General features: G+C 67.9%; 25 protein-coding genes and 1 tRNA gene. 13 read left to right on the forward strand and 13 right to left on the reverse strand.

Annotation, left to right across the window (positions count from 1 at the left end; all coding sequences use genetic code 11):
* Window positions 1-131: 131 nt before the first annotated feature.
* Both ACIRG5_RS10500 and ACIRG5_RS10505 read right to left on the reverse strand, forming a co-directional pair.
* Entirely contained in the window at window positions 132-1,772 is a 1,641-nt protein-coding gene (locus ACIRG5_RS10500) for an MDR family MFS transporter (protein ID WP_402903150.1), read from the reverse strand.
* A gap of 2 nt (window positions 1,773-1,774) precedes the next feature.
* Window positions 1,775-2,296, reverse strand: coding sequence for a MarR family winged helix-turn-helix transcriptional regulator (locus ACIRG5_RS10505; RefSeq protein WP_402903153.1), 522 nt, complete (start codon window positions 2,294-2,296; stop codon window positions 1,775-1,777).
* A gap of 174 nt (window positions 2,297-2,470) precedes the next feature.
* Between ACIRG5_RS10505 and ACIRG5_RS10510 the strand changes: the two genes are divergently transcribed.
* The 3 genes from ACIRG5_RS10510 to ACIRG5_RS10520 all read left to right on the forward strand — a co-directional run bounded on the left by ACIRG5_RS10510 (window position 2,471) and on the right by ACIRG5_RS10520 (window position 4,739).
* The gene (locus ACIRG5_RS10510) at window positions 2,471-2,923 is read left to right on the forward strand and encodes a DUF4442 domain-containing protein (protein WP_402903156.1); all 453 of its coding nucleotides are present in this window, start codon (window positions 2,471-2,473) and stop codon (window positions 2,921-2,923) included.
* Between the two features lie 100 nt (window positions 2,924-3,023).
* The gene (locus tag ACIRG5_RS10515) at window positions 3,024-3,734 is read left to right on the forward strand and encodes an excalibur calcium-binding domain-containing protein (RefSeq protein WP_402903159.1); all 711 of its coding nucleotides are present in this window, start codon (window positions 3,024-3,026) and stop codon (window positions 3,732-3,734) included.
* Between the two features lie 27 nt (window positions 3,735-3,761).
* Window positions 3,762-4,739: a TIGR03617 family F420-dependent LLM class oxidoreductase gene (locus ACIRG5_RS10520; protein ID WP_402903162.1), complete on the forward strand. Its 978-nt coding sequence runs from the start codon at window positions 3,762-3,764 to the stop codon at window positions 4,737-4,739.
* Here the strand turns inward: ACIRG5_RS10520 and ACIRG5_RS10525 are convergent.
* The gene (locus ACIRG5_RS10525; protein WP_319976003.1) at window positions 4,721-4,894 is read right to left on the reverse strand and encodes a hypothetical protein; all 174 of its coding nucleotides are present in this window, start codon (window positions 4,892-4,894) and stop codon (window positions 4,721-4,723) included. The two genes, ACIRG5_RS10520 and ACIRG5_RS10525, sit on opposite strands and share 19 nt — an antisense overlap.
* 144 nt (window positions 4,895-5,038) lie before the next feature.
* On the opposite strand from ACIRG5_RS10525, the gene ACIRG5_RS10530 reads away from it, so the two are divergent.
* Both ACIRG5_RS10530 and ACIRG5_RS10535 read left to right on the forward strand, forming a co-directional pair.
* Window positions 5,039-5,644 carry an ArsR/SmtB family transcription factor gene (locus ACIRG5_RS10530; protein WP_402903166.1) on the forward strand — a complete coding sequence of 202 codons (606 nt, stop codon included), beginning with the start codon at window positions 5,039-5,041 and terminating at the stop codon, window positions 5,642-5,644.
* Complete coding sequence (locus ACIRG5_RS10535) at window positions 5,641-6,381, forward strand: SRPBCC domain-containing protein (RefSeq protein WP_402903169.1); 741 nt, start codon at window positions 5,641-5,643, stop codon at window positions 6,379-6,381. Before ACIRG5_RS10530 ends, ACIRG5_RS10535 begins: the two co-directional genes overlap by 4 nt.
* Here the strand turns inward: ACIRG5_RS10535 and ACIRG5_RS10540 are convergent.
* Window positions 6,354-7,172, reverse strand: coding sequence for an endo alpha-1,4 polygalactosaminidase (locus ACIRG5_RS10540; protein ID WP_402903172.1), 819 nt, complete (start codon window positions 7,170-7,172; stop codon window positions 6,354-6,356). The two genes, ACIRG5_RS10535 and ACIRG5_RS10540, sit on opposite strands and share 28 nt — an antisense overlap.
* Window positions 7,173-7,257: 85 nt before the next feature.
* Between ACIRG5_RS10540 and dctA the strand changes: the two genes are divergently transcribed.
* Both dctA and ACIRG5_RS10550 read left to right on the forward strand, forming a co-directional pair.
* Window positions 7,258-8,547, forward strand: coding sequence for a C4-dicarboxylate transporter DctA (dctA, locus tag ACIRG5_RS10545; protein ID WP_402903175.1), 1,290 nt, complete (start codon window positions 7,258-7,260; stop codon window positions 8,545-8,547).
* A gap of 39 nt (window positions 8,548-8,586) precedes the next feature.
* Window positions 8,587-9,243 (forward strand): HNH endonuclease family protein, encoded by a 657-nt coding sequence (locus ACIRG5_RS10550; protein ID WP_402903178.1) that lies wholly within the window; start codon window positions 8,587-8,589, stop codon window positions 9,241-9,243.
* Window positions 9,244-9,639: 396 nt separating this feature from the next.
* Here ACIRG5_RS10550 and ACIRG5_RS10555 read toward each other — a convergent pair whose 3' ends face one another.
* Both ACIRG5_RS10555 and ACIRG5_RS10560 read right to left on the reverse strand, forming a co-directional pair.
* Entirely contained in the window at window positions 9,640-9,984 is a 345-nt protein-coding gene (locus ACIRG5_RS10555; protein WP_402903181.1) for a hypothetical protein, read from the reverse strand.
* Window positions 9,981-10,808 carry a TauD/TfdA family dioxygenase gene (locus ACIRG5_RS10560; RefSeq protein ID WP_402903184.1) on the reverse strand — a complete coding sequence of 276 codons (828 nt, stop codon included), beginning with the start codon at window positions 10,806-10,808 and terminating at the stop codon, window positions 9,981-9,983. The genes ACIRG5_RS10555 and ACIRG5_RS10560 overlap by 4 nt, the downstream gene beginning before the upstream one ends.
* Window positions 10,809-10,886: 78 nt before the next feature.
* Here ACIRG5_RS10560 and ACIRG5_RS10565 point away from each other — a divergent pair, with 78 nt between their 5' ends.
* On the forward strand, window positions 10,887-11,300 hold the full coding sequence (locus ACIRG5_RS10565; RefSeq protein WP_402903187.1) for an NUDIX domain-containing protein: 414 nt from the start codon (window positions 10,887-10,889) through the stop codon (window positions 11,298-11,300).
* A 126-nt stretch (window positions 11,301-11,426) separates the two neighbouring features.
* Window positions 11,427-12,566: a helix-turn-helix transcriptional regulator gene (locus tag ACIRG5_RS10570; protein ID WP_402903190.1), complete on the forward strand. Its 1,140-nt coding sequence runs from the start codon at window positions 11,427-11,429 to the stop codon at window positions 12,564-12,566.
* Between the two features lie 234 nt (window positions 12,567-12,800).
* On the opposite strand, the gene ACIRG5_RS10575 is transcribed toward ACIRG5_RS10570, so the two are convergent.
* Window positions 12,801-12,874 (reverse strand) — tRNA-Thr (locus tag ACIRG5_RS10575).
* A gap of 108 nt (window positions 12,875-12,982) precedes the next feature.
* Here ACIRG5_RS10575 and ACIRG5_RS10580 point away from each other — a divergent pair.
* Complete coding sequence (locus ACIRG5_RS10580) at window positions 12,983-14,329, forward strand: hypothetical protein (protein WP_402903193.1); 1,347 nt, start codon at window positions 12,983-12,985, stop codon at window positions 14,327-14,329.
* Here ACIRG5_RS10580 and ACIRG5_RS10585 read toward each other — a convergent pair.
* Complete coding sequence (locus ACIRG5_RS10585; protein WP_402903196.1) at window positions 14,326-15,915, reverse strand: L-lactate permease; 1,590 nt, start codon at window positions 15,913-15,915, stop codon at window positions 14,326-14,328. The two genes, ACIRG5_RS10580 and ACIRG5_RS10585, sit on opposite strands and share 4 nt — an antisense overlap.
* 135 nt (window positions 15,916-16,050) lie before the next feature.
* On the opposite strand from ACIRG5_RS10585, the gene kduI reads away from it, so the two are divergent.
* From kduI to ACIRG5_RS10600, 3 genes are read left to right on the forward strand one after another with little or no spacing between them, the layout of a single operon-like run.
* Window positions 16,051-16,878, forward strand: coding sequence for a 5-dehydro-4-deoxy-D-glucuronate isomerase (gene kduI / locus ACIRG5_RS10590; protein ID WP_402903199.1), 828 nt, complete (start codon window positions 16,051-16,053; stop codon window positions 16,876-16,878).
* Window positions 16,875-17,600, forward strand: coding sequence for an SDR family oxidoreductase (locus tag ACIRG5_RS10595; protein ID WP_402903202.1), 726 nt, complete (start codon window positions 16,875-16,877; stop codon window positions 17,598-17,600). The genes kduI and ACIRG5_RS10595 overlap by 4 nt, the downstream gene beginning before the upstream one ends.
* Window positions 17,597-18,334, forward strand: coding sequence for an IclR family transcriptional regulator (locus ACIRG5_RS10600; protein ID WP_402903205.1), 738 nt, complete (start codon window positions 17,597-17,599; stop codon window positions 18,332-18,334). The genes ACIRG5_RS10595 and ACIRG5_RS10600 overlap by 4 nt, the downstream gene beginning before the upstream one ends.
* On the opposite strand, the gene ACIRG5_RS10605 is transcribed toward ACIRG5_RS10600, so the two are convergent.
* The 5 genes from ACIRG5_RS10605 to topA form a co-directional block, all read right to left on the reverse strand.
* Complete coding sequence (locus tag ACIRG5_RS10605; RefSeq protein ID WP_402903207.1) at window positions 18,311-18,715, reverse strand: hypothetical protein; 405 nt, start codon at window positions 18,713-18,715, stop codon at window positions 18,311-18,313. The genes ACIRG5_RS10600 and ACIRG5_RS10605 overlap by 24 nt on opposite strands.
* Window positions 18,708-19,904: a DNA polymerase III subunit delta' gene (locus ACIRG5_RS10610; RefSeq protein WP_402903210.1), complete on the reverse strand. Its 1,197-nt coding sequence runs from the start codon at window positions 19,902-19,904 to the stop codon at window positions 18,708-18,710. The genes ACIRG5_RS10605 and ACIRG5_RS10610 overlap by 8 nt, the downstream gene beginning before the upstream one ends.
* Window positions 19,905-19,927: 23 nt before the next feature.
* Window positions 19,928-21,964 (reverse strand): bifunctional MFS transporter/dTMP kinase, encoded by a 2,037-nt coding sequence (locus tag ACIRG5_RS10615; protein WP_402903212.1) that lies wholly within the window; start codon window positions 21,962-21,964, stop codon window positions 19,928-19,930.
* A 72-nt stretch (window positions 21,965-22,036) separates the two neighbouring features.
* Complete coding sequence (locus tag ACIRG5_RS10620) at window positions 22,037-22,480, reverse strand: hypothetical protein (protein ID WP_402903215.1); 444 nt, start codon at window positions 22,478-22,480, stop codon at window positions 22,037-22,039.
* Between the two features lie 13 nt (window positions 22,481-22,493).
* Complete coding sequence (gene topA / locus ACIRG5_RS10625) at window positions 22,494-25,256, reverse strand: type I DNA topoisomerase (protein ID WP_402903217.1); 2,763 nt, start codon at window positions 25,254-25,256, stop codon at window positions 22,494-22,496.
* Between the last annotated feature and the right edge of the window lie 25 nt (window positions 25,257-25,281).

Consider the following 25,281-nt stretch of genomic DNA (forward strand, 5'->3'; position numbering starts at 1 on the left):
CGCTGCCCCTCAGACAACGAACTTCGTGGATGCAAACAACCGCTCCCCGGAGAGTCGGAACTGGATTCCCAGTCCAACTTCCGGGGAGCGGTTCACGGAGCGGCCCCTCTTTTTTGTCGCCTGCGTGGAACTCAGACCGCGATGGACTCCGCGTCCGCCACGCGCTCCAGGCCGGACCTGGTCGACAGCGGCTTCTCGCGCAGGAACCACACGAGGACGAACGCCGCGATCATCACGATGCCGCCGGTCAGGAAGACCGTGTCGATCGCGCTGGAGAACCCGTCGAGGAACGGCTTCGCCAGCACCGGGTCGAGGCCGTTGAGGAACTCGGTGTTGTTGATGTCCACACCGGATCCGCCACCGCCCTGCAGCATCTTCGCGAACTCCGGGTTCTGCCCCAGAGCGATCTTGAACGCGTCGGTCTGCGCCGCGGCCTTCAGGCCTTCCGCGATCTTGTCGCCGACCGTGGTGAACAGGATCGACAGGAACACCGCGGTTCCGACGGTGCCACCGATCTGGCGGAAGAACGTCGCCGAAGCGGTCGCCACACCCATGTCACGCGGCTCGGCGTCGTTCTGGATCGCCAGCAGCAGCGTCTGCATGCACTGGCCGAGACCCGCGCCCATGATGAACATGAAGACCATCACGAGCCAGCTCGGCGTGTCCGTGCCGATGGTGCTGAGCAGGAACAGCGCGACCGCCATCAGACCGGCGCCGATGATCGGGAACACCTTGTAGCGCCCGGTCTTCGACGTCACCTTGCCCGCGATCGCGGTGGCCGACATGATGCCGAACGTCATCGGCAGCAGCATCAGACCCGACACGGTCGGCGTGACGCCCTTGACGATCTGCAGGTACAGCGGGATGGAGACCATGCCGCCGAACATGCCGATGCCGAGCACGAAGTTGATCGTGTTGCCCAGCGAGAACGTCTGGTTGCGGAACATCCGGATCGGCAGCAGTGCCTCGTCGCCCATGCGGTTCTCGACCCACACGAACGCCACCAGGCCGAGCACACCGATCACGTACATGGCGATCGACGTCGCCGAGGCCCAGCCCCACTCACGGCCCTGTTCGGCCACGATCAGCAACGGCACCAGGCCGACGGTCAGCGCGATGGCGCCACCGAAGTCGATGCGGTGGTTGACCCGCTGGTGCGGGATGTTCAGCACGCGGGCGACGACGAACAGCGCGAGCAGCGCGATCGGCACGTTCACCAGGAACACCCAGCGCCAGCCCGTGACACCGAGGAACGAGGTGAGACCGGCGAACACGCCGCCGATGACCGGCCCGAGCACGCTGGCCGAACCGAACACGGCCATGAAGTACGCGGAGTACTTGCTGCGCTCACGCGGCGAGATGATGTCCGCCATGATCGCGAACGCGAGCGACATCAGACCACCGGCGCCGAGGCCCTGCACCGCGCGGAACGCGGCCAGCTCGTACATCGACGTCGCGATGCCCGAGAGCAGCGAACCGGCCAGGAACAGCGTGATCGCCGCGAGGTACATCGGCTTGCGCCCGTAGATGTCCGACAGCTTGCCGTACAACGGGGTCGTGATGGTCGCGGTGATCAGGTAGGCGGTGGTCGCCCACGCCTGCAACGTCTGTCCGTGCAGCTGGTCCGCGATGGTCTTCATGGCGCTGGCGACGATCATCTGGTCCAGCGCCGCGAGGAACATGCCCAGCAGCAGGCCGGACAGGATCGTCATGATCTGGCGATGCGTCAGGGAGACCCCTGGCGTGGGTGTCGCATCGGTCGTGGTTGACATTTCTAGACTTCCCCTCCTGCGCGGGTCCCCGTCCCGCGTTCGGTCAAAAGCGCCGGAATCGTGCGCTCGTAGTCCTGGACGAAGCGTTCGAACAGGTCCGCGAAGCCCTTGAGCTCCTCATCGGACCAGTCCGCGAACACCTGCTGAATCGCCTCGTTGCGCTGCCGGCGTCGGTTCAGGATCAGCTCGCGGCCCGCTTCGGTGACCGCGAGAACGCTGGCCCGGCCGTCCGCCGGATCAGCGCGCCTCTCGACGAGCCCGTCCTTCACCAGACCGGCGACCTGCCGGCTGACCGTGGACGGGTCGGAGAGCACCGCCTCCGCGAGCGCACTCGAGCGGCACTCTCCGAGACCGGAGAGCGTCGCGAGGAGCACGAAGGCGGACTTGTCCATGCCCTGCTTGGCCATCTGATGGGCGACCTGGGCGTGCATCTTGTTCATGCGCACCATCGCCATCCCGACTCGGTCCGCGAGCTCGTGCTCCGGATCGATGCCGATGCCGAAGCACCTGCCCGGATCGACCATCTGACACCTCGTTGCTTGTAGCACCCAACTAGTTGCTCCGTACAAGCATCCATCTCGGTCGACCGAAATGCAAGTGAGTTCCGAGTCTCACTCCACAGTGGAGTGGTACGGGCGCGGCGAGTAGTTGTTACCGACGGGTAGCCGGGTGGGTTACTCGTCGGTAGCATGCCTCTCATGAGCCAAGACGTGTCGTTCGTCGCCGATGCCATGAAGCAGGCCGTGCCGTACGTGAAGACCACGGGCATCGAGTTCGAGGAGGTCTCCGCGGGACGTGTCGTCGCGTCGCTGCCGGACTCGCCGGCCCTGCACAACCACATCGGCGGTCCGCACGCCGCGATGATGTTCGGCCTCGGCGAGTCCACTTCCGGCGCCGTCGTGATGGCCGCGTTCGCCGCGCACCTCGGCAAGGCCACGCCGCTCGCGGTCCGCGCCGACATCTCCTACAAGAAGATCGCGATGGGTGTCATCCGCGCCGAGGCCGTTCTCGGGCGTTCCGCGGACGAGATCCTGGCCGAACTGGAGTCCGGCACGCGACCCGAATTCCCCGTCACCATCACGATCACCAACGCCGAGGGCGTGACCACCGGCGAGATGACCGTCGTCTGGACGCTGAAGCCCGCACGCTGAACTGGGCATCTCCGTATTTCGGTTCGAAACTGCGGTGAACCGTTCCGGTCGAAATACGTAACCTTGGCCACTCTCCGTTCCGAGGGCACTATCTGGAGTCATGTCGGGGTGGAGAACTGTGGGCGGGGTCCTGCTGGTCGCGCTGACCGCGGGATGCGCGGCGCAGGTGCAGCAGTCGAGGCCTGTCGCCGTGGAGAAACCGGCGGAGGACACGCCGGTGACCGCGTCGTCGGCCACGGTCGCGCCCGCCCAGTTGGGCATCAGCGTGGCGTCGATCGTCGACGGCCGTGCCGTGATGCTCTCCGACGGATCGAAGGCCGAGGTCAGCGGCCTCGCCCAGCCAGGACCGTGCTGGGCTGAGGCCGCCGCCGGCTTCGCCAAGGCGATGCTCCTCAACCAGCAGGTGCGCTACGACAAGACCACCGGCGCGCTGACTCTGGCCGACGGCACGGACTACGCGTTGCTCGCGCTGGGCAACGGCGCCGGCCGCATCGCGGGCGCCCCGACGCCCGTGCAGAAGGAAGCCGAGGGCGCCGCGCAGCGCGTTCCGATGGGGCTGTGGGGAACGCCGTGCGGCGGCAAGGACGCCCTGGAGACCTCGACGGCTCCGCCTCCTCCCCCGCCGCCACCCGCGACGACCACCCCCAAGCCGAAGCCGCCGGTCACCACGACCGCGCCGAAGCCCGTCTTCTACGCGAGCTGCGACGACGTGCGCCGGGCCGGCAAGGCGCCGCTCTACTGGGGCCAGCCGGGCTACCGCGTCGAGCTCGACGACAACCGCAACGGCGTCGCCTGCGAGTCCCGGTACTGATACCGGTGACCCAATAGCCTCAGCGGCATGAAGCTGGACAGCAGTGCCGTCGACTACACCCCAGGCGAGGCCGGGTCGATCGCGAAGCGGGCGGAGGACCGGGGCTACGACGGGTTCTGGCTCGCCGAGACCAAGCACGACCCGTTCCTCGCGCTGGCCGGTGCCGCCGCCGCGACCGAGCGGATCGAGCTCGGCACGGCGATCGCGGTGGCGTTCGCGCGCAACCCGATGACCGTCGCCACCACGGCGAACGACCTGCGGCTGCTGTCGGCCGGCCGGTTCAACCTCGGCCTGGGCTCACAGGTCGAGGCGCACATCACCAAGCGCTTCGCGATGCCGTGGAGCAGGCCGGCCGCACGCATGCGCGAGTTCGTCCTGGCCGTCCGCGCGATCTGGCACGCCTGGGAGACCGGCGAACGGCTGGCGTTCCGCGGCGAGTTCTACAAGCACACGCTGATGACGCCGTTCTTCGATCCGGGCCCGAACCCGCACGGCACCGCGCCGATCTACCTCGCGGGCGTCGGCGGCCTGATGACCGAGGTGGCGGGCGAGGTCGCGGACGGCTTCCTGTGCCACAACTTCACGACCGAGCGGTACCTGCGCGAGGTGACGCTTCCTGCCTTGGAGCGCGGCCGGGCGAAGGTGGGAAAGACGCTGGAGGGCTTCGAGATCAGCGGCCCGGTGTTCGCCGCGACCAACGACGAGGAGATCGCGGACGTCAAGCGGCAGATCGCGTTCTACGGGTCGACGCCCGCGTACAAGCCGGTGCTGGACCTGCACGGCTGGGGCGCGCTGCACGAGGAGCTGCACCGCATGTCACGGCGGCAGCAGTGGACGGAGATGAGCGAGCTGATCACGGACGAGGTGCTGGCCGAGTTCTGCGTCCTGGGCTCTCCCGAGACCGTCACGGACGCGCTGCTGGCGCGCTACGGCGACGTCGTCACCAGGATCTCTCCTTCGGGAGACGTGCTCCAGAAGGGTCCGGCTCAGCGTCCCGAGAAATGACTGAGCCCCTGTCGTGCCAGCTCGGCGTGGAAACCGCCGAGCTCGGCGCGCACTCTGGCGACGCCCCTCTTGCGGATCCACCTGCGTCTGCCGACGTTGGCGGCGGTCAGGGCGAACGGGAGTGCCAGCAGGGTCAGGGCCAGCATCATCATCATGTCGTCTCCTCAGGGGTTGCGAACAAGCAACGACCAATCGAGACGCTGCTTACGGTACCGGCTCGAACGCCACCCAGGTGGAGCAAAGTTACCGACAGCAACTCAGTTCTTGACTAATTTTGTTTTCGGTGTGACGCTGACGCCATGTTCGAAGTGGCGGTGATCGAGGACCCTTCCGCGGCCGAGGTGTCGCTGGACCCGGTGCGGGCACGACTGCTCGCGGAGCTGGTGGAGCCCGGATCGGCGACGATGCTCGCCGCGAAGGTCGGGCTGCCCAGGCAGAAGGTGAACTACCACCTGCGCACGCTGGAGCAGCACGGCCTGGTGGAGCTCGTCGAGGAACGGCGCAAGGGCAACGTGAACGAGCGCCTCATGCAGGCGACCGCCGCGTCCTACGTCATCTCCCCCGCGGCGCTCGCGGCCGTGCAGCCCGACCCGGCGCGGTCGCCCGACCGGTTGTCCGCGCGGTGGCTCCTGGCGGTCGCGGCGAGACTGGTGCGCGACGTCGGCACGTTGATCACGGGTTCGGCCAGGGCCAAGAAGCGGCTCGCGACCTTCGCGCTGGACGGTGAGGTCCGGTTCGCCACGGCGACGGACCGCGCGGCCTTCGCCGAGGAGCTCGCCGGGTTCATGACGCAGCTGGTCGCCAAGTACCACGACGAACAGGCAGAAGGAGGGCGTCCGCACCGAGTCGTCGTCGCCCTGCATCCGAGCGTGAACGCCAACGCGTCCAAGGAGGAAGAGTCGTGACCCACGAGTTCGAGATCAGCAAGGAGATCGAGGTCGACGGGACCCCGGAGCAGGTCTGGGACGCCATCGCGACCGGGCCGGGCATCGACTCGTGGTTCATGGGCCCGCACACGGTCGACGGACGCGTGGGCGGCCGCATGACGCTCGACCTGGGGTTCTTCCAGGAGTCCTCGACGATCACCTCGTGGGAGCCGGGCAAGCGCCTCGCCTACGAGGGCGACAAGGGCGAGGACGGCACGTTCCACGCGATGGAGTACCTGATCGAGGGCCGCGACCAGGGCACGACAGTGCTGCGGTTCGTGCACACCGGCATCCTCGCCGACGGCTGGGGCGACGAGTTCGTCGACCAGCAGTCGAAGGGCTGGGACATGTACCTGTTCACGCTGGCCGAGTACGTCAAGCACTTCGCGGGCAGGCCTGGCACCTACGTGTTCGCCCAGTGGCCGGAGCAGCCGGAGGGCGCCGACAACTGGCCGGTGCTGCTCAAGGCCCTCGGCATTCCGGAGGACGCGCAGGTCGGTGACGAGGTCACGCTGAAGCCGTTCGGCATCGACGGCGTCGTGGACTACGTCGTCCGTCACGACCTGCACAACTTCCTCGGTGTGCGCGGTCCGGAGGGCATCTACCGGTTCCACGGCACCAGCGCCTTCGGTCACCACCTCTTCGGCGACGCGACCGGGCAGGCCGAGAAGTGGCAGGCCTTCCTGACTCAGACCGTGGGCGGGCAGACCTCGTAGACGTAGTCCTCGTGCCCGTACGGCACCACGTTCCGGTCGCGGCGGATCACCGAGACCCGTCCGCCGCGATCGGTGCAGGACTTCTTGAACCCCTCGTCGGTGTACTCGATCTGGAAGAAGTCGTTGCCGAACGCCTCAGCGTAGGAACCGCACTCGTCGCGCGCCTGGCAGTCCTCGGTGATGGCGAAGTCGAAGCCGATCTCCTTCTTGCCCGCGCTGCCCAGTTCGGCGGTGTTCTTCTGCGCGACGGCAAGGCCCTGTTCATGCGCGTATTTGACGAACGCCTTCATGAACTCCTTGGTGGCGTTGAGATCGAACGCCCCCTCGGCGCGCGTGTAGGAGTCGAGGTTGTCCGGCTCGACGCCCTTGAACATGGACGTCTTGCAATCCTTGATCCACTTCTTCTGGATCTCCAGGATCTTGGTCCGCTTGTCGCCGGAGGAGATGTCGAGGATGCCCTCCTGCCACTCCGGATCGATCGCGACCTCACCGTCGGGCTTCTTCACGAGCAGGTCGGCGTGGTTCTTCTGCCACCAGTCCAGCCCGCCCTCCGCCTTGCTCGGCTGGGTCTGCAGGGCGTTGAGGTAGCAGATGTTGTAGCGCCGGCCGTCGATGATCTTGCTGCGGTCCCGCACGACGATCTTGACCGGCACGTCGGGCTGGTAGGCGCCACCGAGCTGGTAGTCGAGCTGCCCGCCGGCGGGCGGCATCTCCCGTGGTGGCAGGTCCGGTTCGTCCGAGCAGGAGGTGACCAGCAGGAGCAGGGCGGCCACCGCCGCGGCGGTTTTCATGCGCGGCAGTCTGTCATCCATGGGGTAGCGCAGGCGTAACAGCAAAGCACTCCATTGCTCATAAATGAGATTTAGCTTCCGTCAGGTGAAAAGTCGGTCGCTCTTCCTGCAGCTCCTCGTGGCCGTGGTCGCCGGTGTGCTGGTCGGCCACTTCTTCCGCTCGTTCGGCGCCGACCTGAAGCCGATCGGCGACGGCTTCATCAAGCTGATCAAGATGGTGATCGCACCGCTGATCTTCTGCGTGGTGGCGACGGGCATCGCGAAGGTCGGGGACCTGCGCGCGGTCGGCCGGATCGGGCTGAAGGCGCTGATCTACTTCGAGGTCGTGTCGACGGCCGCACTCGCGTTCGGCCTGCTCGTCGGCAACGTCGTGCGTCCCGGCGACGGCATGAACGTCAATCCGTCCACATTGGACGCCTCCGCCGTCGAGGCGAAGACGCAGGGCGGCCACCTCCCCGGCGTCGTCCAGTTCCTGCTCGACCTCATCCCTTCCAGTGTGGTGGACGCGCTGGCGCGCAACGCGTTGCTTCAGGTGCTGCTGTTCGCGGTGCTGTTCGGCTGCGCGCTCGCCCAGCTCGGCGAACGCGGCAAACCCGTCGTGGACCTGTTGGAGCGCATCAACCTGGCGTTCTTCGCGGTACTCGGCTACATCATGAAACTGGCGCCACTCGGAGCGTTCGGCGCGATGGCGTTCCTGGTCGGGCAGTACGGTCTGGGGTCGCTGCGCACGTACCTGTGGCTGATCCTGGCGTCCTACGGCGCGGCCCTGCTGTTCTGCACGCTGCTCGGCGTCATCGCGTGGGTGTTCGCACGAGTCAACCTCCTCCAGTTCCTGCGCTACACCAAGGAGGAGTTCCTGCTGGCGCTCGGCACGGCGTCGTCGGAAGCCGTGCTGCCGCGGATGATGGCGAAGCTGCAACGCGCGGGCTGCGCACCCACGTCCGTCGGCCTGGTGCTGCCGACCGGGTACTCGTTCAACCTCGACGGCGCGTCGATCTACCTGTCGCTGGCGACGCTGTTCCTGGCGCAGGCGCTGAACATCCCGCTCGACCTCGGCGACCAGCTGACCATCGTGCTGGTGCTCGTGCTGACCTCGAAGGGCATGGCGGGCGTGCCGGGTTCGGCGTTCCTGGCCCTGTCCGCCACCGTCGCCGCGGTCGGCTCGATCCCCGCCGCGGCAGTGGCGTTGCTGCTCGGCGCCGACCGGATCATGGACTCGATGCGGGTCTTCACGAACCTGCTGGGCAACTGCGTGGCGACGTTCGTGGTGTCCCGCTGGGAAGGCATGCTCGACATGGAACAGATGCGGTCGACGCTCGGCTCGCGCGAACCCGAGGACGCACCGGCAGAAGACGGCGCGCAGTTAGGCCGTTGAGCGGCCATCACCCACTCCCGCACCGGGTATGCCCTCCTCATGCGGTGGCTATTGCTGATCATCCTGCTGACCGGCTGTTCCGCGCTCCCCCTGTCGTCCCCAGGGCCACAAGTGGACCGGGTACCGGCCGGCACCCTCGACGCCGCCACCGCGCGCACGTCGCTCGCGGCACTGCCCGTGGCCGTACCGGGCCGGCTGGACGGCTACGTGCGCGACTGCTCGGACGGCAAGGCGTGCGTGTTCGGCCAGCCCTGGTTCGACACCGACGGCGACGGCTGCGACCAGCGCAGCCAGGTCCTGGCCCGCGACCTGACCGAGGTCGAGCGCAAACCGGGCCGCTGCGGCGTCCAGTCCGGCAACCTCGACGACCCGTACACGGGCACGCGGATCAGCGGCACCTCGAAGATCCAGATCGACCACGTGGTGCCCCTAGCGGAGATGTGGCGCAGCGGCGCCGCGGCGTGGGCTCCCGAACAGCGGCTGGCGGCGGCCAACGACCTGCGCAACCTCGTGGCCGTCTCGGGGAAGGTCAACCAGTCGAAGAGCGACAAGACGCCGGACGAATGGATGCCGCCCAACGCCGGGTACGCGTGTTCGTACGGGCGGATCTATGTGACGGTGAAGGCCGCTTACGGGCTGAGCGTGGCGGCGGCGGAACGTTCGGCACTGGAGAGTGCACTCGCCACGTGCGGCTAGCGGCCCACGGGACGTTGGTGCGCGAGTTCGAGGACATTGCCGTTCTGGTCGGTGACCTCGGCGTGGACACTGCAGTTCTCGACGTAGACGACGAGGTTCTCCACTCCTGCCGCCCGATCCGCGTCGGTGGCGTGGGTGGAAATGTGGAAGGGCCAGGTCAGCGATCCTGGTCCGGCCGGTGCGGCTGCCGTTCGGTGCCGTTGTCGATCAGCTCGTTTCGAAGCGTTCGGGCACACAACGGGCAAACCTTGCGAGCCCCCATCTCGCCACCGATGACCAGCACGGATGCCGCTCCGCAGACGGCGAACCAAAGTACGATTCCCCGGAAGTCGATTGGCCGTTCTCGCGCGTCGACCGCGTGCACCAATGATCGGAAAACCCCGGCTGCCGGTTTGACTACGGCGTCCACAGGATCGGCCCGGTCGCCTTCACGAGTCGAGGCGCGAGCCGGTCGCCAGGAGCAGGAACGCTCAGCAGCTCCTGAACCACATGCGTCAGCGAACCCGTCCGCTCCCACACGATGCCGGGCGGCTCATCCCCATCGGTGCGCAACGCCATCGCGTCGTCCTCATCGCGAACGCGGACAGCGTCGATCCATCCACCTGACCAGACTCGGTAGCCGTCGACCTGTGTCGGCACTCCCTCGACCGCGTCGCGGTGGACGAAGGTCCAGCCCGCGTCTCTGATCACAATGAGCGCAGCGAGTGCGGGGAAGGCGCGGATCGCCGCGTCGTCACTCATGCGGCATCACTCGATGCCCGGACACGAACACCAGTCGCTACAACAAGTTCCGGCAAGGGATCGCCGTTCACGCGGTGGACCACGCGCTGTCCGGTGAACGCTCGCCGACCGTGCAACCAGCGATGGTTGTCCAGGAAATAGCCCTGCCCGGCAGTGAGCCGGAACTCGAAGGCGTAGCGGTTGATCGCCGCGCGCAGCGCTGGAATCCAGCGGTCAACCTCGGGCGCGAACTGTGCGAGCTCGTCGAGCCGTAGCCTGACGGCGATCCGGCCACGACCGTTGTCGCTGAAGATCGAGCTGAGGTGGCCCGCCGCGCCGCCGAACAGCACCGAGCGCGGAGTGCTCAAAGCAGTGAGCGCTTCGGGCTCCGACTCGGCAAGATCGTCGTACACGGCCTGACCGTCGATGAGCACGCACTCACCGCCGGCTGTCGCTGCCTGGGTGCAACTCATCATCAGCAGGGCTGGCGGATGCGGAACGCCGGAGCGATCGGTGTGAGGGTTGAGCGCGCTAGCGCTGAAGCCTGCGAACCCGCTGCGCACGATGGACTCGCCGAGGTCAGCGATCGTCGTGACTCCGTCAGGTCCGCTGTCCCGGTGCGGCACGACGATGGCGATCGACTGCGCAAGCCTCAGCAGATCATCAGGGCCGTCGAGACCGTTGACTACAGCGAGTCCCTGCTCGGCGATCAGCACGGCCAGGTTGGCGGAGTCCGCGTTGACGCTATACAGCTCGATCATGGCGTCTACCTCCCGAAACGACTCGTCTACGGGATCAGCAGAACGCCGATTGATCCACCACGTCCAGTGACAGGTTGTCAACACCGCGTCGCCTCGGCATGGTGGGTTCCGGTGCTACTTTGCCGTTGAGCAGCCTGACCGCGAATCACGGAGGACACCTCGATGAGCCAGCTTGCCTACCCCGTCTCGATCAAGGGCGTGGTGGTCCGCGACGGCAAGGTGTTGCTGCTGAAGAACGAGCGCGAGGAGTGGGAACTGCCGGGCGGCCGTATCGAGCCCGGAGAGACGCCGGAAGAGTGCGTTGCCCGCGAGATCACCGAAGAGACTCAGTGCAAGGTGACGACCGGGCCGATCCTCGACACGTGGATGTACTACATCAACGTCGCCGAGAAGGACGTGTTCATCGTGACCTACGGGTGCCACCCAGACGGCGACAGCGAGCCCGTACTTTCTCACGAGCACAAGGAAATCGGACTGTTCACCGAGGAGGAGGTGCCCGGTTTGAACATGCCCGAGGGCTACAAGCGCTCGATTGCGACGTGGTTCGAGCGGCTGCGCGCGGACGCGGTCGAGTAAGCCATGACGGGCGGACGGTGTGACGCGTGTGGAGCCGAGCTCAGCCGGCTCGCCGTCGAGCCGATCTGTCCCACCTGTCACGCCAGTGCGCGTCATGTCGCCCCGGTCGTTCCTGCTCGTCGACTCATGCCCGCCGTGTGGCTGTGGTCAGCGCCAGAGGCAACCGCGGCACTTAGAAGTCGTGACCTGGCAACGATCCTGCGGGTGTACCGCAGGCTGAACAAGCTCAGTCAGGAACGTCTCGCCGCTCTGCTCGGCTACGACAAGACCTACGTCTCGATGATCGAGACCGGTCGTCGGAACATCAGCGACGTCGTCACGCGCCGGCACATCGCGCGGACGCTCGGACTCCCGATGCACGCGCTCGGCGTAACCGACAACGACGATGCCGACTTCGCGGCGATGATCCAGTTCGGTGACTCGACCATCCGCCTCGCTGAGATCGCGCGCCAGTCCGGTAGGGCCGTCGATGCGGTCAACGAGTTGTGGCCGTTGGTCGCTCGGCTAGAGGCACGCGCCGCCGAGGGACGAGCCGAGCGGGACACAATGATCCTGCTCGGTCAGGGTCGTGCAGCGCTCGGTGTCTCGCTCGGCACGGTGCTGCCTGAGGAACGGCTGACTGCTGCTGCCCGCTGGACGGGCAAGGCACTCGTGGTCGCCGAACGCCTCGGCGACCGGGCGTTCCTCGCTCACGCGCTCCGGATGCACGGGAACGAGCTGCGCAAGGCTGACCACGTCGGCGCAGCCATCGCTCGACTCAGCCGGGCTGTTGCCGTGTCCGAGGATCGTGAAGGGCAGGGAGCCGCGTTCGCGCTTCTCGCTCGCGCGGCAGGCGAACACGGTGACCCCGACCTGTTCGATCTCGCGATCAAGGGGTACCGCGCACGGCTCGACGACGGTGGTGGCCGAAGCATGCTGTTCAACCCGTTCACGTTCCGGGAGATCGAACTACGCGGACTGGTCGCAACTGGCCGAGCCGCCAACGCGGTCCGGATCATGCAGACGAACATGCCGGACGCAGCACCGGTCGCGCCACAATGGCACATCATCGAGCGAGTCACTGCCGGGCAGGTTCTGCTTGCAGCCCGACAGCGAGACGACGCAGAGGACGCTTTGCGCACCGCGCTCCTTGCGGCAGAGACCCACCGCCTGCCGCATCAGATCCAGCGAACAATCCGCGTTGCCGACGACGGCGGGCTCATCGAAATCAGCACGAGAGGGCAACTGGCGCTACAACGCCTCAGCGCCCTTCTGACACCGGGCTAATGATCCCTGGTACGCGATCCGGTGGCTCAGCGGCGAAGGTCGTCAGCCGGTGAAGCCGAAAGGCGGCGGCGAGTACGACCCTGCGACCGGTCTCTACGAGTGGTACGAGGGAGCCCAAGGACAACCACGAACTGCACACACGAGACCCAAGGCAGCGCAGCTCTACGACTCGTCACAGACCTGGAGATAAGAAAGACCCAGGTCAGGAAGCCTGACCTGGGTCTTATCCCACCGAGCCGCCTATCGGAATCGAACCGATGACCTGCTCATTACGAGTGAGCTGCTCTGGCCGACTGAGCTAAGGCGGCGAGACGCGATAACTATAACCGACCCGCAAGCGCGTTACTCACGGGGGTCGGCTTCGTTGTACGGACCGTGACTGACGTCACCACCTCCCCATCGTCGAGGAGTGGTTCATGCGCCGTTCGTTGTCCGTGCCGCTGGCCGGGTTGCTGCTCGCGTTGATCGCGGCCCCCGCGCTCGCGCAGCCTCCGACCACTCCGGTGCCGGGGCCGCGCGATCCGAACCAGCCGCCGGCGTCGGCGCCGAACGGGCCGCAACCGCTTGCGCACGCCGTCGGGGATGCCGGGACCGGGCTGAGCGTGGTCCGGCTCGGGCCGCAGGGGGTGCCGACGAACACGATCCTGCCCGGGCTGAGTGAGCAGTTGCCGAAGCAGTCGGTGACCGAGTTCGGGCTGGGGCTCGCGAGTGCGCAGGTCAACACCGAGGCGTTCCTGAGCACCGAGCGGGTGGTGACGCAGGCCAATCCGTTCGGGTTCGCGGTGGCCGGGCGGTCGCCGCAGTCGCCGGGGACGTTGGTGCAGACGGCGATTCCGGACAACCCGCAGCCGACGAACGGCGGGCTGCCGATTCCGGAGACTCCGCTCGCGAAGCTCAAGCTGCTCAACGGCAGCGTGCACGCTCGGTGGGACGAGAAGGTCGGGCCGTGCGTCAGTCCGCTGGCCACAGCCAAGACGTCGCTGGCGGGGCTCGAAGTGCTGAGCGCGTTGCCGGCCGAGGTGCCGTTGCCGGTGAAGACCAGCCTGATCAGCATCCCGGACGCGTTCGAGGCGAGCTCGGTGGTCAAGCTCGTCGACCTGCCGGGCAGCAAGAACAAGGCCGTCGAGTCGACGTCGACGATGCGGGCGGTCAGCGTGGAGCTGGCGGGTGGCATCAAGATCGACGTGGCGACCCCGCCGACGCTCACGGCCACGGCGACCGGGGACGAGAAGACCTCGACGATCACGTACACCGCGCCGGTGCTGAAGGTCAGTCAGAACGGCAAGGAGCTCGGCACTCTCGACGCCGCGCACCCGACCATCGACATCCCGCTGCTGCTGGACCTGGTCGTGATCAAGCTCCAGATCGCCGGGCTCAACGAGAAGAAGGCCGCCTTCACCGGCAACGGGTTCAGCGGGTTCCAGCTCGGCGCCACCGCGCGGATGCTCGACGTGCAGATGCTGCCGACGGACAAGCTGAAGCTGCCGAACCTGCCGACCGCGCTCGCGCAGATCTCGCTGGGCGAGCAGATCGTGCGGGCCGCGGCGCCGCAGGGCGGCGTGATCTGCGGGACCTCGCAGCCACCGCAGACGAACGTGCCGCAGCAGCCCGGTGCGCCAGCGGCGCCACCCAAGGGGGCGCCGCCGCTGGCCTACACGAACGCCGCGTACAACTCGATCCCGCTGTTCTGGACCGGCACGGCACTGCTGCTCGCGGGCGTGGTGATCTTCGCCGCGCTGCCCGCCCGCCGCAGGTCGAGCTAGGGCACCATCCAGCCGAGCACGGGGGTCGACTGCAGATAGGCGATGACGCACATCGCCAGCAGCAGCACCAGACTCCAGCCGAAGACCTTGCGGAACAGGTCTCCCTCACGGCCGACCAGCCCCGCGGCGGCCGTGCCGATGGCGAGGTTCTGCGGCGAGATCATCTTCGCCATCACGCCACCGGAGCTGTTCGAGGCGCCGAACAGGAACGGGGACGCGCCGAGTTGCTGTGCGGCGGTGACCTGAAGGCCGCCGAACAGCGCGTTGGACCCCGCGTCCGTGCCGGTGATCGCGACGCCGAACCAGCCGACGACCGGCGACAGGAACGCGAAGAACGCGCCGGTCCCCGCGAGCCAGAGGCCCAGAGTTGTGATCTGGCCCGAGTAGTTCATGACGTACGACAGCGAGAACACCGCCAGGATCGCCACGATCGCCCAGCTGAACTGCTTGATCGTCCTGCCGTAGATCTCCACGCCCTCGCGTGCGCTGATTCCCAGCAGCACCAACGTGATCAGGCCGGACACGAACAGCAGCGAGCCCGTCGCGGACGCCCAGTTCAGCGCGTACTCGACCTTGATCGGCTTGCCGTTCGGCGCGACGAGGTGCATGCCGGGCCACGCGAACTTGTAGGTCAGCGAGTCGAGGAACTTCTTCACCGGCACGATCTGCGCGACCGAGAAGATCGCCACGATGATCGCGTACGGACTGAAGGCCATGACCACGTCACGCCGTGAGTCGGCGACAGCCCCACCGGCGATGACCGGCGGGATCGAGCGTTCCGGTCGCCAGACCCGCACGAGCGCGATCAACGCGAGCACCGAGACGACGGCCGCGATGATGTCGCACAGCTTGTAGGACCAGAAGTTCGACACCAGGTACTGCGTGATCGCGAACGAGCCACCCGCCACCAGAGCGGCCGGCCAGGCCTGCTTGATGCCGCGCTTGCCGTCCACCACGAACACCAGCACGAACGGCACGAGCATCGCCAGGATCGGCACCTGCCGCCCGGTCATCGCGCCGAACGTGTCCGCCGGCAACCCGGTGACCGTGTTCAGCACCGTGATCGGGTTGCCCATGCCGCCGAACGCCACCGGCGCGGTGTCCGCGATCAACGCCAGCGCCACCGCCTTCATCGGGTCGACGCCCAGCGCGATCAGCATGACGGAGCAGATCGCGACCGGACCACCGCCGCCCGCAAGGGCTTCGAGCAGCGCGCCGAACGAGAACGCGATGACGATCGCCTGCACGCGCTGGTCGTCGGAGATCGAGCTGAACGACCGCCGCAGCACGTTGAAGTGTCCGCTGTGGACGGTCAGGTTGTAGATCCAGATGGCGTTGAACGTGATCCACAGGACCACGAGCACGCTGGTCGCCGCGCCGAACGCCGCCGAGTCGAGCGCCTGGCCGAGCGGCATCGAGTAGCCGAACAACGCGACGCCGATCGCGAGCACGAGGGCGGTCAGTCCCGCCCAGTGCGCCTTCCACTTGAGCCCTCCGAGCAGCACCAGCACTGCGACGAGAGGGATGAGCGCGAGCAGAGCCGACAGGAACAGCGAGCCCGTCGGATTCGGGTTCTGCTGGTACACCAAGGCCGCCTTTCACATGCCTGAACACGTCTCCGGCGGCGGGGAGACGGTGGACTTGTTCCGTTGTGCGGAACGTAGTTCCATGGTCGGCGGACATGGTGTCACTCCGCCGCCTCGACCGGAAGGCATCCACAGATGCAGATCAGGCACTCGACCCATCCGGCGCAGTTGCCGGGCTTCGACACGGACGGGCTGCGGCGGCACTACCTCGTCGACGACCTCTTCGCACCGGGCGAGATCCGGACCGTCTACACGCACGAGGACCGCATCGTCCTCGGCGGCGCGACCCCGTCACCAGGCAGTCCGCTGAAATTGGAAAGCGCTTCCCCTCTGCGTTCCCAGTACTTCCTGCAACGACGCGAACTGGCGGTGCTCGCGATCCGCGGGACCGGGACAGTTACCGTGGACGGAACCGAACACAAACTCGGTACGCGCGACTGCCTCTACGTCGGCCAGGGCGCCGTCGACGTCGAGTTCCACGCCACCGACGAGGACACCCGCTTCTACCTCTTCTCGACTCCGTCGCACGCCTCGTTCCCCACCTCCGTCGCCCGCTTCGACGAGGTCGACGTGCTGAAGCTGGGCGACCAGAGCACCGCGAACGTCCGTGAGATCCGCAAGTTCGTGCACGCCGACGGCATCCGCTCGTCGCAACTGGTGCTCGGCGTGACCTCGCTGGCGCCGGGCAGCGTCTGGAACACGATGCCGCCGCACACCCACGACCGCCGCACCGAGTGCTACCTCTACTTCGACCTGCCAGAGGAGCATCGAGTCGTGCACCTGTGCGGTGAACCGCAGAACACGCGGAACATCTTGGTGCGCAACGAAGAAGCGGTCATCTCGCCGTCGTGGTCCGTCCACAGTGGAGCAGGAACGCACTCGTACACGTTCGTCTGGGCCATGGGTGGCGAGAACCAGGCCTACGACGACATGGACCCGGTCGCCGTGACGGAGTTGCGATGAGCTTCTCCCTCGAAGGCAAGACGGCACTGGTGACCGGTGCTCGCACGGGCATCGGCCAGGCCATCGCCCGCGGCCTGCACGACGCGGGAGCCCAGCTGATCCTCGTCGGTCGCGGCGACCTCTCCGGCGTGGCTCCCACACTCGCCACGGTCTCGGTGGACCTCTCGAAGCCGGAGTCCGTCGAACCCGCGCTGGCACCGGTCCTGGCCGAGCACCGGGTCGACGTCCTCGTGAACAACGCGGGCACCATCCACCGGGGCGCCGCCGTAGACGTCTCGCTGCCGGACTGGCAGCGGATCATGGCGGTCAACCTCGACTCGGCGTTCGAGATCTCGAAGCTCTGCGGCCGTCAGATGATCGCCAACGGCGGCGGTAAGGTCGTGAACATCGCGTCCCTGCTGTCCTTTCAGGGCGGAATCCTCGTCTCGGCCTACACCGCCTCCAAGCACGCCCTGGTCGGCATGACCAAGCTGCTCGCGAACGAGTGGGCGGCGTCGAACGTGCAGGTCAACGCCATCGCGCCTGGCTACATCGAGACGAACAACACCGCTCCCCTGCGCGCCGATCCCGACCGCGAACCCGCGATCCGCGATCGAATCCCGGCGGGCCGCTGGGGCACACCGGAAGATCTGGTGGGCCCGGCGGTGTTCCTCTCGTCCGCCGCGTCCGATTATGTGACCGGACACGTACTGGTCGTGGATGGAGGCTGGCTGGCGAGATGACCGATACCGCCGTCGAAAAAACGCTCGCCGTGCTGGAGGCCCTGGCCGACCACACGCGCATCACGGACATCGCGCGGGTGACCGGCCTGCCGAAGTCGACGGTCCACCGCCTGCTGCAGGCGATGGTGGACCGCGGCTTCGCGACCCCGGGCTCGGACGGTTACCTGACCGGGCCGCGGGTCCTCGCCCTGGCGGGCAAGGTCCTCCGCCCGATCGACACGGTGGAGCGGGCACGGCCGTCGCTGCGCGCGCTGCAGGAGTCGACGAGCTGCACCGTGCACCTGGCCGTGCTGTTCGGCGACGAGCTGGTCTACGTGGACAAGATCGAGGCCGACAAGCCGTACCGCATGGCGTCCCGCCTGGGCATGTCGCTCCCGGCCCACGGCACCGCCATCGGCAAGGCCGTGCTGGCCTCGCTCTCCACGTCCGAACTGGACGCCTACATCTCCCGCACCGGCCTGCCGGGCAGGACACCGCGCACGATCACCTCGTCCCCTCGCCTGAAGTCACAGCTGACGCGCGTGCGCCGCTCGCGGTTCGCGCTGGACGACGAGGAGAACGAGGTGGGAGTCCGCTGTGTGGGCGCCGCGATCCGGGACCACGCGGGCACGGTCGTCGGCGGGCTTTCGGCGTCCTCGCTGGCGATGGAGCACTCGCTGCCGGAGCTGATCGCGCTCGGGCCGCGGGTGCTGCGGGCGGCGGACGAGGTGTCAGCCGCGCTGGGGTGGCTCTGAGACCAGGTCGGGTACGAGGTCGAGCAGCCGGGCGATGTCGTGGAACCCGCGCGGGCACGCCGTCACCACGGCCTCGTGCCCACCGGCGGTCTGTGCGTACTCCAGCAGGAAGGCCGGATCGATCTGGTCCGGGTAGTAGATCTGCGCCTCCACGACCACGCCGGTGTCGCTCTCGCAGCGGTAGTGCGGGTCGTGCCAGTGGATCCACCACGTCTGGCCACCGACCTCGATCTCCATCCAGACGTCGTCGATCAGGTCCGGGTCCGGCAGCGCGCCGACGAGCATCCGTACCATCGCGCGGAACTCGGCGATCAGCCGGGTGAGCTCCGGCCGGAGCCGGGCAGCCGTCTCCTCGGTGACCGTCACACCGAAGTCAGCCACGGTGCAGCGTCGTCACCATCGCCTCGATGGCGATGCGTGGCTTCACGTTGACCTCGATGGCTTCCCGGCAGGCCAGCACGGCCTCGAGCCGCCGCAGGATCGACTCGCTCGACCACTGGGCGGCGGCGGTCCGCGAGTCGCCGGACCGGTCCGGGTGCATCAACGCGGCCTCGGAGCCGGTCTTGACCACCAGCGCGTCCCGGTAGAACCCGGCCAGGTCGACCAGGGCCATGTCCAGGGAGTCGCGCTGGGTCCGGGTGGCCCGGGACTTCTGCCGCTTCTCCAGGTCCTTCAACGCACCCTTGGCCCCGCGAGAAGCAGCAGCGGTCCCCTTGCCGGTGCCGCCGGCGCCCATGGCGGTCTCCAGCGCCTCCCGCTCGGTCTCGTTGCGCGACTCGTTGGCGGTGGACGCGTCGTCCTCCGCGGCCTTGATCAGCTCGTCGGCACAGGTGAAGACGTCGGCAGGTTTCCGCAACGCCAACGGGATCCGCAACACGGCCTCGCGCCGGGAACGCGACTGCTCGTCCGCGGCCAGTCGCCGGGCCCTGGCCACGTTCCCGCCACAGACCGAGGCCGCCCACTGCGCCATCTCCAGCGAGACCCCGTCCACGGCCTCCAAGGCCGACGCGATGGCGGCGGGCCGAGGCGACCCCAGGGACACCAGCCGGCACCGGGAGCGAATGGTCACCGAGACGTCGTCCGGGTGGTCGGAAGGCGCGCACAGCAGGAACACCGTCCGCTCCGGCGGCTCTTCGACAGCCTTCAGCAGAGCGTTGGCCGCGCCCTCGGTCAGCCGGTCCGCGTCCTCGATGATCACCACCTGCCACCGCCCGGAAGTGGGCCGGCGAGCGGAGATCTGCACCAGCGACCGCATCTCGGCGACGGAGATCGACAGTCCCTCTGGCGCCACGACACGAACGTCGGCGTGCGTGCCGTGCAACGTGGTGCGGCAGCCGGAACACTCGCCGCAGCCAGGCCGGTCGTCCGTCACCAGGCACTGCAGCGCGCCGGCGAAGGCACGCGCGGCGGAGGTGGGGCCGGACCCCGGAGGGCCGGTGAAGAGCCAGGCGTGGGTCATCACGCCGGGCGCGGGGGTGCCGCCCGCGACGATCGTGGCCGCGGCTTCCGCGGACGCCGCCAGGGTCGCCACCGCGTCGGGCTGGCCGACCACCTCGTCCCACACGCTCATGGGTGCAGTCTTCCAGCGGGGAGTCAGACCGCGGCTTCGGGGACCCGGCGGCTGCGGGTCGCGAGCAGGGGGATCACGGCGGAGCGGACCAGTTCGGCCACCTCGTCGGCGTCGCCCTCGGCCTCGACCACCACGTAGCGGTCCGGGTCGGCGGCGGCCATCTCGCTGAGCAGCCTCTGCACGCGCCAATGGTGTTCAGGACCGATCGCCTTGCCGTCCGGCATCGGACGGTCCAGCAGGACCGTCAGGTCCGGGCGCAGGCGACCGGTGGCCCAGTCGACCAGGCCTTCGAGCTCCTGGTGTTCCAGCGAACTGGTCGCGCTGAAGTGCGCGAGCGGCGAGTCGACGTAGCGCTCCATCACCACGATGGAGCCGCTGTCCAGCGCGGGCCGCACCTGCCGTTCGACGACGTCCGCGCGGACGGCGGCGGCTACGAGGGCTTGCGCGCGCACGCCTGCCAGTTCGGCGGACGACAGCATCGAGCGCAGCCGGCGTTCGTCGTGTTCGGGGTCGGCGGCCAGCAGCACCTCCAGGCCCTCGGCCCGCAACGCGGCGGCCAGGCGGCGGGCCTGCACGGACGTGTCCTCGCGGGTGTCGCCCTCGACCGCGATCAGCATGCCCTTGGTGGGACGGCGGCCGCGAATCGCCGCGAACAGCGACGACAGCACCGGTTCCTCGCGGCGGTCGTCCATCTGCCGGTACGCGACGAGACCCAGCACGATCGCGATCACGGCGCCGCCGACCATCACCGGACGGCTCGCGTCGACCTCCATCGGGTGGCCGAACACGCTGATCTGCCGCTTCTGCAGCAACGTGAGCAGCAGTGGCGCGCCAGCCGAGGCACCGAACAGCACGACTTTCAGCAACGTCTGGATCAACGCGACCGTGCGGCCGCGCATGTCGTCCTCGACCTGCGAGCCCACGATCGTGAGGCCCGTCAGGAACGCCACGCCCGCGCACGCACCGACCAGCGCCACCGTCAGCAGCGCGATCCACAGATGCGGAGCGAACGCGACCAGCGCGAGCGAGATGCCGGCGAGCACGATCGTGACGCCGAACAGGCGGTTGTAGGCGAGGCGCTGCGCCAGCCGGGGCGCCGTCGCCATGCCGACCGCGAGCCCGATGAACACGGCCACGAACAGCAGGCCGAACGTCGAGGCGCCGCCCAGCAGGGACAACGCGTAGAGCTTGGCCGTCCCGATCACGACGCCGGCCGCGGCGAAAGCGCCGATCATGCCGATGAGCAGGCCGCGAACCAGGGGCGTCTTGCCGGCGAACCTCAGACCGTCGCGGAACATCGCGACGAAGCCGAGCTTGTCCTCGTCATTCTTCTTGCGTGTCGAGGAGACGCGGCCGGAGAGCTCCGGCAGGCGGGTCGCGACCAGGATCGCCGAGGTGAAGTACAGCAGGCCGTTGATCACCACCGCGATCGTCGCGATGCTGAACTCGAGGTTCCCGCCCTGCAGGTTCAGGTACGCGGGGATGCCCGAGATCACCGAGTACAGCCCGAAGCCGCTGATCGTGGAGATGCCGTAGGTCATCACCAGGCCGAGCTGGTTCGCCGACTCCACCTGGTCGGGGCGGCGCAGCAGGTTCGGGACCGCCGACTCCTTGGCCGGGATCCACAGCATCGCGCAGCAGCCGACGAGGAAGTTCGCCACGAAGAGCCAGATCGGGGAGCCGATCAGCGCGATCGAGATGAACAGCGAGCCGCGCAGGACGTCGCAGATCACCATCACCTTGCGGCGGTCGAACTTGTCCGCGAGCACGCCGCCGATCGGCGCGAAGAGGATGCCCGGCAGCAGCTGGGTGAGCACGACGAGCGGCAGCGCGAACGACTGCCACTCGTAGCTCTTCATCATCGTGGAGACCAGACCGGTCAGCGCGAGCAGTGACAGCCAGTCACCAACGCTGCACAGGTAGGTGACGAGCCAGAGCCGCCGGAACGGCCTGATGGCGAGAACCGATCGAAGCCGGTGAACCGTGGACACGCTGGACTGGGCCTGCCCTGCCTGGCCTGCCTCGGTCGCCGGTGTGTCCGCGTCCTGAATTTCAGTCACCCCTAAATCGCCACTCCCGTGCGGTCAGCGTAACCGGATGTGGTGAGTCAGCACGTCGGACTCACAACACGGCTAGCTGAAGATCGCTCCGAGAATGCTGACCAGGACCAGGACGAAGAACCCGATGACGACCAGGCAGCCGATGAACGCGGCCACGCCGCTCGCCGGCTTGGCGGGTTGCTGCTGTTGCTGTTGTTGTTGCGGCGCAGACATTTGGTACGTCGGCGCGAACTGCTGAACCGCGTACGGGTGCGACTGCTGCTGCTGCTGCTGCACAGGCGCTCGCTGAGCCCTGCCACGCGGCCGCCGTTGTTCCTGCTGCATCTGCGACCAGACGGCCTGCCGCGCTTCCTCGGTCGGCTCGGGAGGTGTCGGCACCGCCACACGTGAGCTGAACGACGTCCATTGAGGAGCGACGAAGTTGTCAGCCGTCACCAGGCCCGCGAGCGGGTCCGGGTACAGCCGGGGAGGCGGCGGGGCCTGAGTCCCGTCCGGACCGAACTCGTTGATCGGCACCGCCACCCCCTGCTCAGCTCTTGGTCTTGGCCGGAGCCTTCTTGGCCGCGGGCTTCTTCGCCGCCGCCGGCTTCTTGGCCGGAGCCTTCTTCTTGACCGGCCCCTTCGCGCGCTTCTCGGCCAGCAACTCGGCCGCACGCTCGTCGGTGATCGACTCGACGCTGTCCGTCTTGCGCAGCGACGCGTTCGCCTCACCGTCGGTGACGTACGGGCCGAACCGGCCCTCCTTGATCACCATCGGCTTGCCGGACACCGGGTCGTTGCCCATCTCGCGCAACGGCGGAGCGGCGGCGGCACGGCCGCGCTTCTTCGGCTCGGAGTAGATCTTCAGCGCCTCGTCGAGCGTGACCGTGAAGATCTGGCTCTCCTCGGTCAGCGACCGCGAGTCCGTGCCCTTCTTCAGGTACGGGCCGTAGCGGCCGTTCTGCGCGGTGATCTCGGCGCCCGTCTCCGGGTCCTTGCCGACCACGCGCGGCAGCGAGAGCAGCTTCAGCGCGTCGTCGATCGTGACCGTGTCCAGCGACATCGACTTGAACAGCGAGCCGGTGCGCGGCTTCGGCGCCTTCTTCGGGGCCGTGCCGTTCTCGGACGGCTCGGGCAGGACCTCGGTCACGTACGGGCCGAAGCGGCCTTCCTTGGCCACGATCTCGTTGCCCGAGACCGGGTCGGTGCCGAGCGAACGGCCCTCCTGCGGCGTCGAGAACAGCTTCTCGGCGATCTCGTTGCTCAGCTCGTCCGGCGCCAGGTCGTCCGGCAGGTTCGCGCGTTGCGCGGTGCCGTCGACGTCGCGCTCCAGGTACGGCCCGAAGCGGCCGACGCGCACGACGACCGTGCGGCCCTCGGAGTCGCTGAACAGCGGGATCGAGTTGACCTCGCGCGGGTCGATGTCCTCGACACCCGTGCCGACCAGCTTCTTCAGGCCGCCGGAACGGCCGATCGAGCCGTCGGGGCCGACGCTGCCGCCGAAGTAGAACCCGGACAGCCACGTCGTGCGCTGCTGCCGACCGGCGGCGATGCCGTCCAGTTCGTCCTCGAGCGCGGCGGTGAAGTCGTAGTCGACGAGGCGGCCGAAGTGACCCTCCAGCAGCCCGACCACGGCGAACGCGACCCAGGACGGGACCAGCGCCGCGCCCTTCTTCCACACGTAGCCGCGGTCCTGGATGGTGCTGATGATCGACGAGTAGGTGGAGGGACGGCCGATGCCGAGCTCCTCCATCGTCTTGATCAGCGACGGCTCGGTGTAGCGCGAGGGCGGCGAGGTGGTGTGACCGTCCGCGGACAGCTCCGCGATCGTCAGGTCCTGGTCCTTGACCAGCAGCGGCAGGCGCGACTCCGCGTCGTCCGACTCGCCACCGGCCTCGGCGTCGACGGTCTCGACGTAGGCCTTGAGGAAGCCGGCGAACGTGATCGTGCGACCGGACGCGGCGAACGTGACCTCCTGGCCCGTGCCCGCACGGCCCTGGATGCGGATGCTGGTCGTGTTGCCCCGCGCGTCGGCCATCTGGGAGGCGATCGTGCGCTGCCAGATCATCTCGTAGAGCTTGAACTCGTCCGAGTCGAGCTCGGCGGCGACCTGACCCGGCGTGCGGAAGACCTCTCCCGCCGGCCTGATCGCCTCGTGGGCCTCCTGCGCGTTCTTGACCTTGCGCGTGTACTGGCGAGGCTGCGGCGAGACGTACTGAGCGCCGTAGAGGTCCGTGGCCTGCGTGCGGGCCGCGTTGATCGCGGTCTCCGACAGCGTCGTGCTGTCGGTACGCATGTAGGTGATGTAGCCGTTCTCGTACAGCTTCTGCGCCGTGCGCATCGTGCGGTCGGCGGAGAACCGCAGCTTGCGGCCCGCTTCCTGCTGCAGCGTCGAGGTCATGAACGGCGCGTACGGCTTGCGCGTGTACGGCTTCTCCTCGACGGAGGCGACCTTGACCGGTGCGTTCTGCAGCCCGGCCGCGATGGCACGGGCCTGCGCCTCGTCCAGCACGACGACGTCGGACTTGCCGGTGAGCTTGCCGTCCGAACCGAAGTCACGGCCCGTGGCGAGACGCGTGCCGTCGACGGCGACGAGACGCGCGCCGAACTGACGCGGCGTGGCGTCGGCACCGGCGTCCATCTGCGCCGAGATGTCCCAGTAGCTCGCTGAGACGAACTTCATCCGCTCGCGTTCGCGTTCCACGACCAGACGCGTCGCCACGGACTGCACGCGGCCTGCCGAGAGCTTCGGCATGACCTTCTTCCACAGGACCGGGCTGACCTCGTAGCCGTAGAGACGGTCGAGGATGCGGCGGGTCTCCTGCGCGTCGACCAGGTCCTGGTCGAGGTCACGCGGGTTGGCCGCGGCGGCCTGGATCGCGGACTCGGTGATCTCGTGGAAGACCATCCGGCGGACCGGGATCTTCGGCTTGAGCGTCTCCAGCAGGTGCCACGCGATGGCTTCACCCTCGCGGTCACCGTCTGTCGCGAGGTAGAGCTCGTCGACGTCCTTCAACGCTTCCTTGAGCTCAGTGACCAGCGACTTCTTGTCTGCGGAGATCACGTAGAGGGGCTCGAAGTCGTGGTCGACGTCCACGCCGAGCCTGGCCCAGGCCTGGCCCTTGAACTTCGCGGGAACGTCGGCGGCACCGCGCGGCAGGTCCCGGATGTGTCCCCTGGAGGATTCCACGACGAAGTTGGCGCCGAGGTACGAGGCGATCTTGCGCGCCTTCGTGGGCGACTCGACGATCACCAGTCGTCGGGTGCTACCCCCGCCTCCGCTGCTCTTCTTCGTCCGTGTCGATCCAGCCACTCGCCGTCCCGCTCTCTTCCAAACC

Source organism: Lentzea sp. NPDC102401, from assembly GCF_044765805.1.
Taxonomy (GTDB): domain Bacteria; phylum Actinomycetota; class Actinomycetes; order Mycobacteriales; family Pseudonocardiaceae; genus Lentzea; species Lentzea sokolovensis.

Coding starts and splice junctions, on each gene's coding strand:
- ACIRG5_RS10610 (WP_402903210.1), bottom strand. CDS start 19,904: ATGAGCGTGTGGGACGAGGTGGTCGGCCAGCCCGACGCGGTGGCGACC.
- kduI (WP_402903199.1), top strand. CDS start 16,051: ATGCAGATCAGGCACTCGACCCATCCGGCGCAGTTGCCGGGCTTCGAC.
- ACIRG5_RS10505 (WP_402903153.1), bottom strand. CDS start 2,296: ATGGTCGATCCGGGCAGGTGCTTCGGCATCGGCATCGATCCGGAGCAC.
- ACIRG5_RS10595 (WP_402903202.1), top strand. CDS start 16,875: ATGAGCTTCTCCCTCGAAGGCAAGACGGCACTGGTGACCGGTGCTCGC.
- ACIRG5_RS10600 (WP_402903205.1), top strand. CDS start 17,597: ATGACCGATACCGCCGTCGAAAAAACGCTCGCCGTGCTGGAGGCCCTG.
- ACIRG5_RS10570 (WP_402903190.1), top strand. CDS start 11,427: ATGCCCGCCGTGTGGCTGTGGTCAGCGCCAGAGGCAACCGCGGCACTT.
- ACIRG5_RS10555 (WP_402903181.1), bottom strand. CDS start 9,984: ATGAGTGACGACGCGGCGATCCGCGCCTTCCCCGCACTCGCTGCGCTC.
- ACIRG5_RS10525 (WP_319976003.1), bottom strand. CDS start 4,894: ATGATGATGATGCTGGCCCTGACCCTGCTGGCACTCCCGTTCGCCCTG.
- ACIRG5_RS10500 (WP_402903150.1), bottom strand. CDS start 1,772: ATGTCAACCACGACCGATGCGACACCCACGCCAGGGGTCTCCCTGACG.
- ACIRG5_RS10520 (WP_402903162.1), top strand. CDS start 3,762: ATGAAGCTGGACAGCAGTGCCGTCGACTACACCCCAGGCGAGGCCGGG.
- ACIRG5_RS10515 (WP_402903159.1), top strand. CDS start 3,024: ATGTCGGGGTGGAGAACTGTGGGCGGGGTCCTGCTGGTCGCGCTGACC.
- ACIRG5_RS10580 (WP_402903193.1), top strand. CDS start 12,983: ATGCGCCGTTCGTTGTCCGTGCCGCTGGCCGGGTTGCTGCTCGCGTTG.
- ACIRG5_RS10510 (WP_402903156.1), top strand. CDS start 2,471: ATGAGCCAAGACGTGTCGTTCGTCGCCGATGCCATGAAGCAGGCCGTG.
- ACIRG5_RS10550 (WP_402903178.1), top strand. CDS start 8,587: ATGCGGTGGCTATTGCTGATCATCCTGCTGACCGGCTGTTCCGCGCTC.
- ACIRG5_RS10565 (WP_402903187.1), top strand. CDS start 10,887: ATGAGCCAGCTTGCCTACCCCGTCTCGATCAAGGGCGTGGTGGTCCGC.
- ACIRG5_RS10530 (WP_402903166.1), top strand. CDS start 5,039: ATGTTCGAAGTGGCGGTGATCGAGGACCCTTCCGCGGCCGAGGTGTCG.
- ACIRG5_RS10540 (WP_402903172.1), bottom strand. CDS start 7,172: ATGAAAACCGCCGCGGCGGTGGCCGCCCTGCTCCTGCTGGTCACCTCC.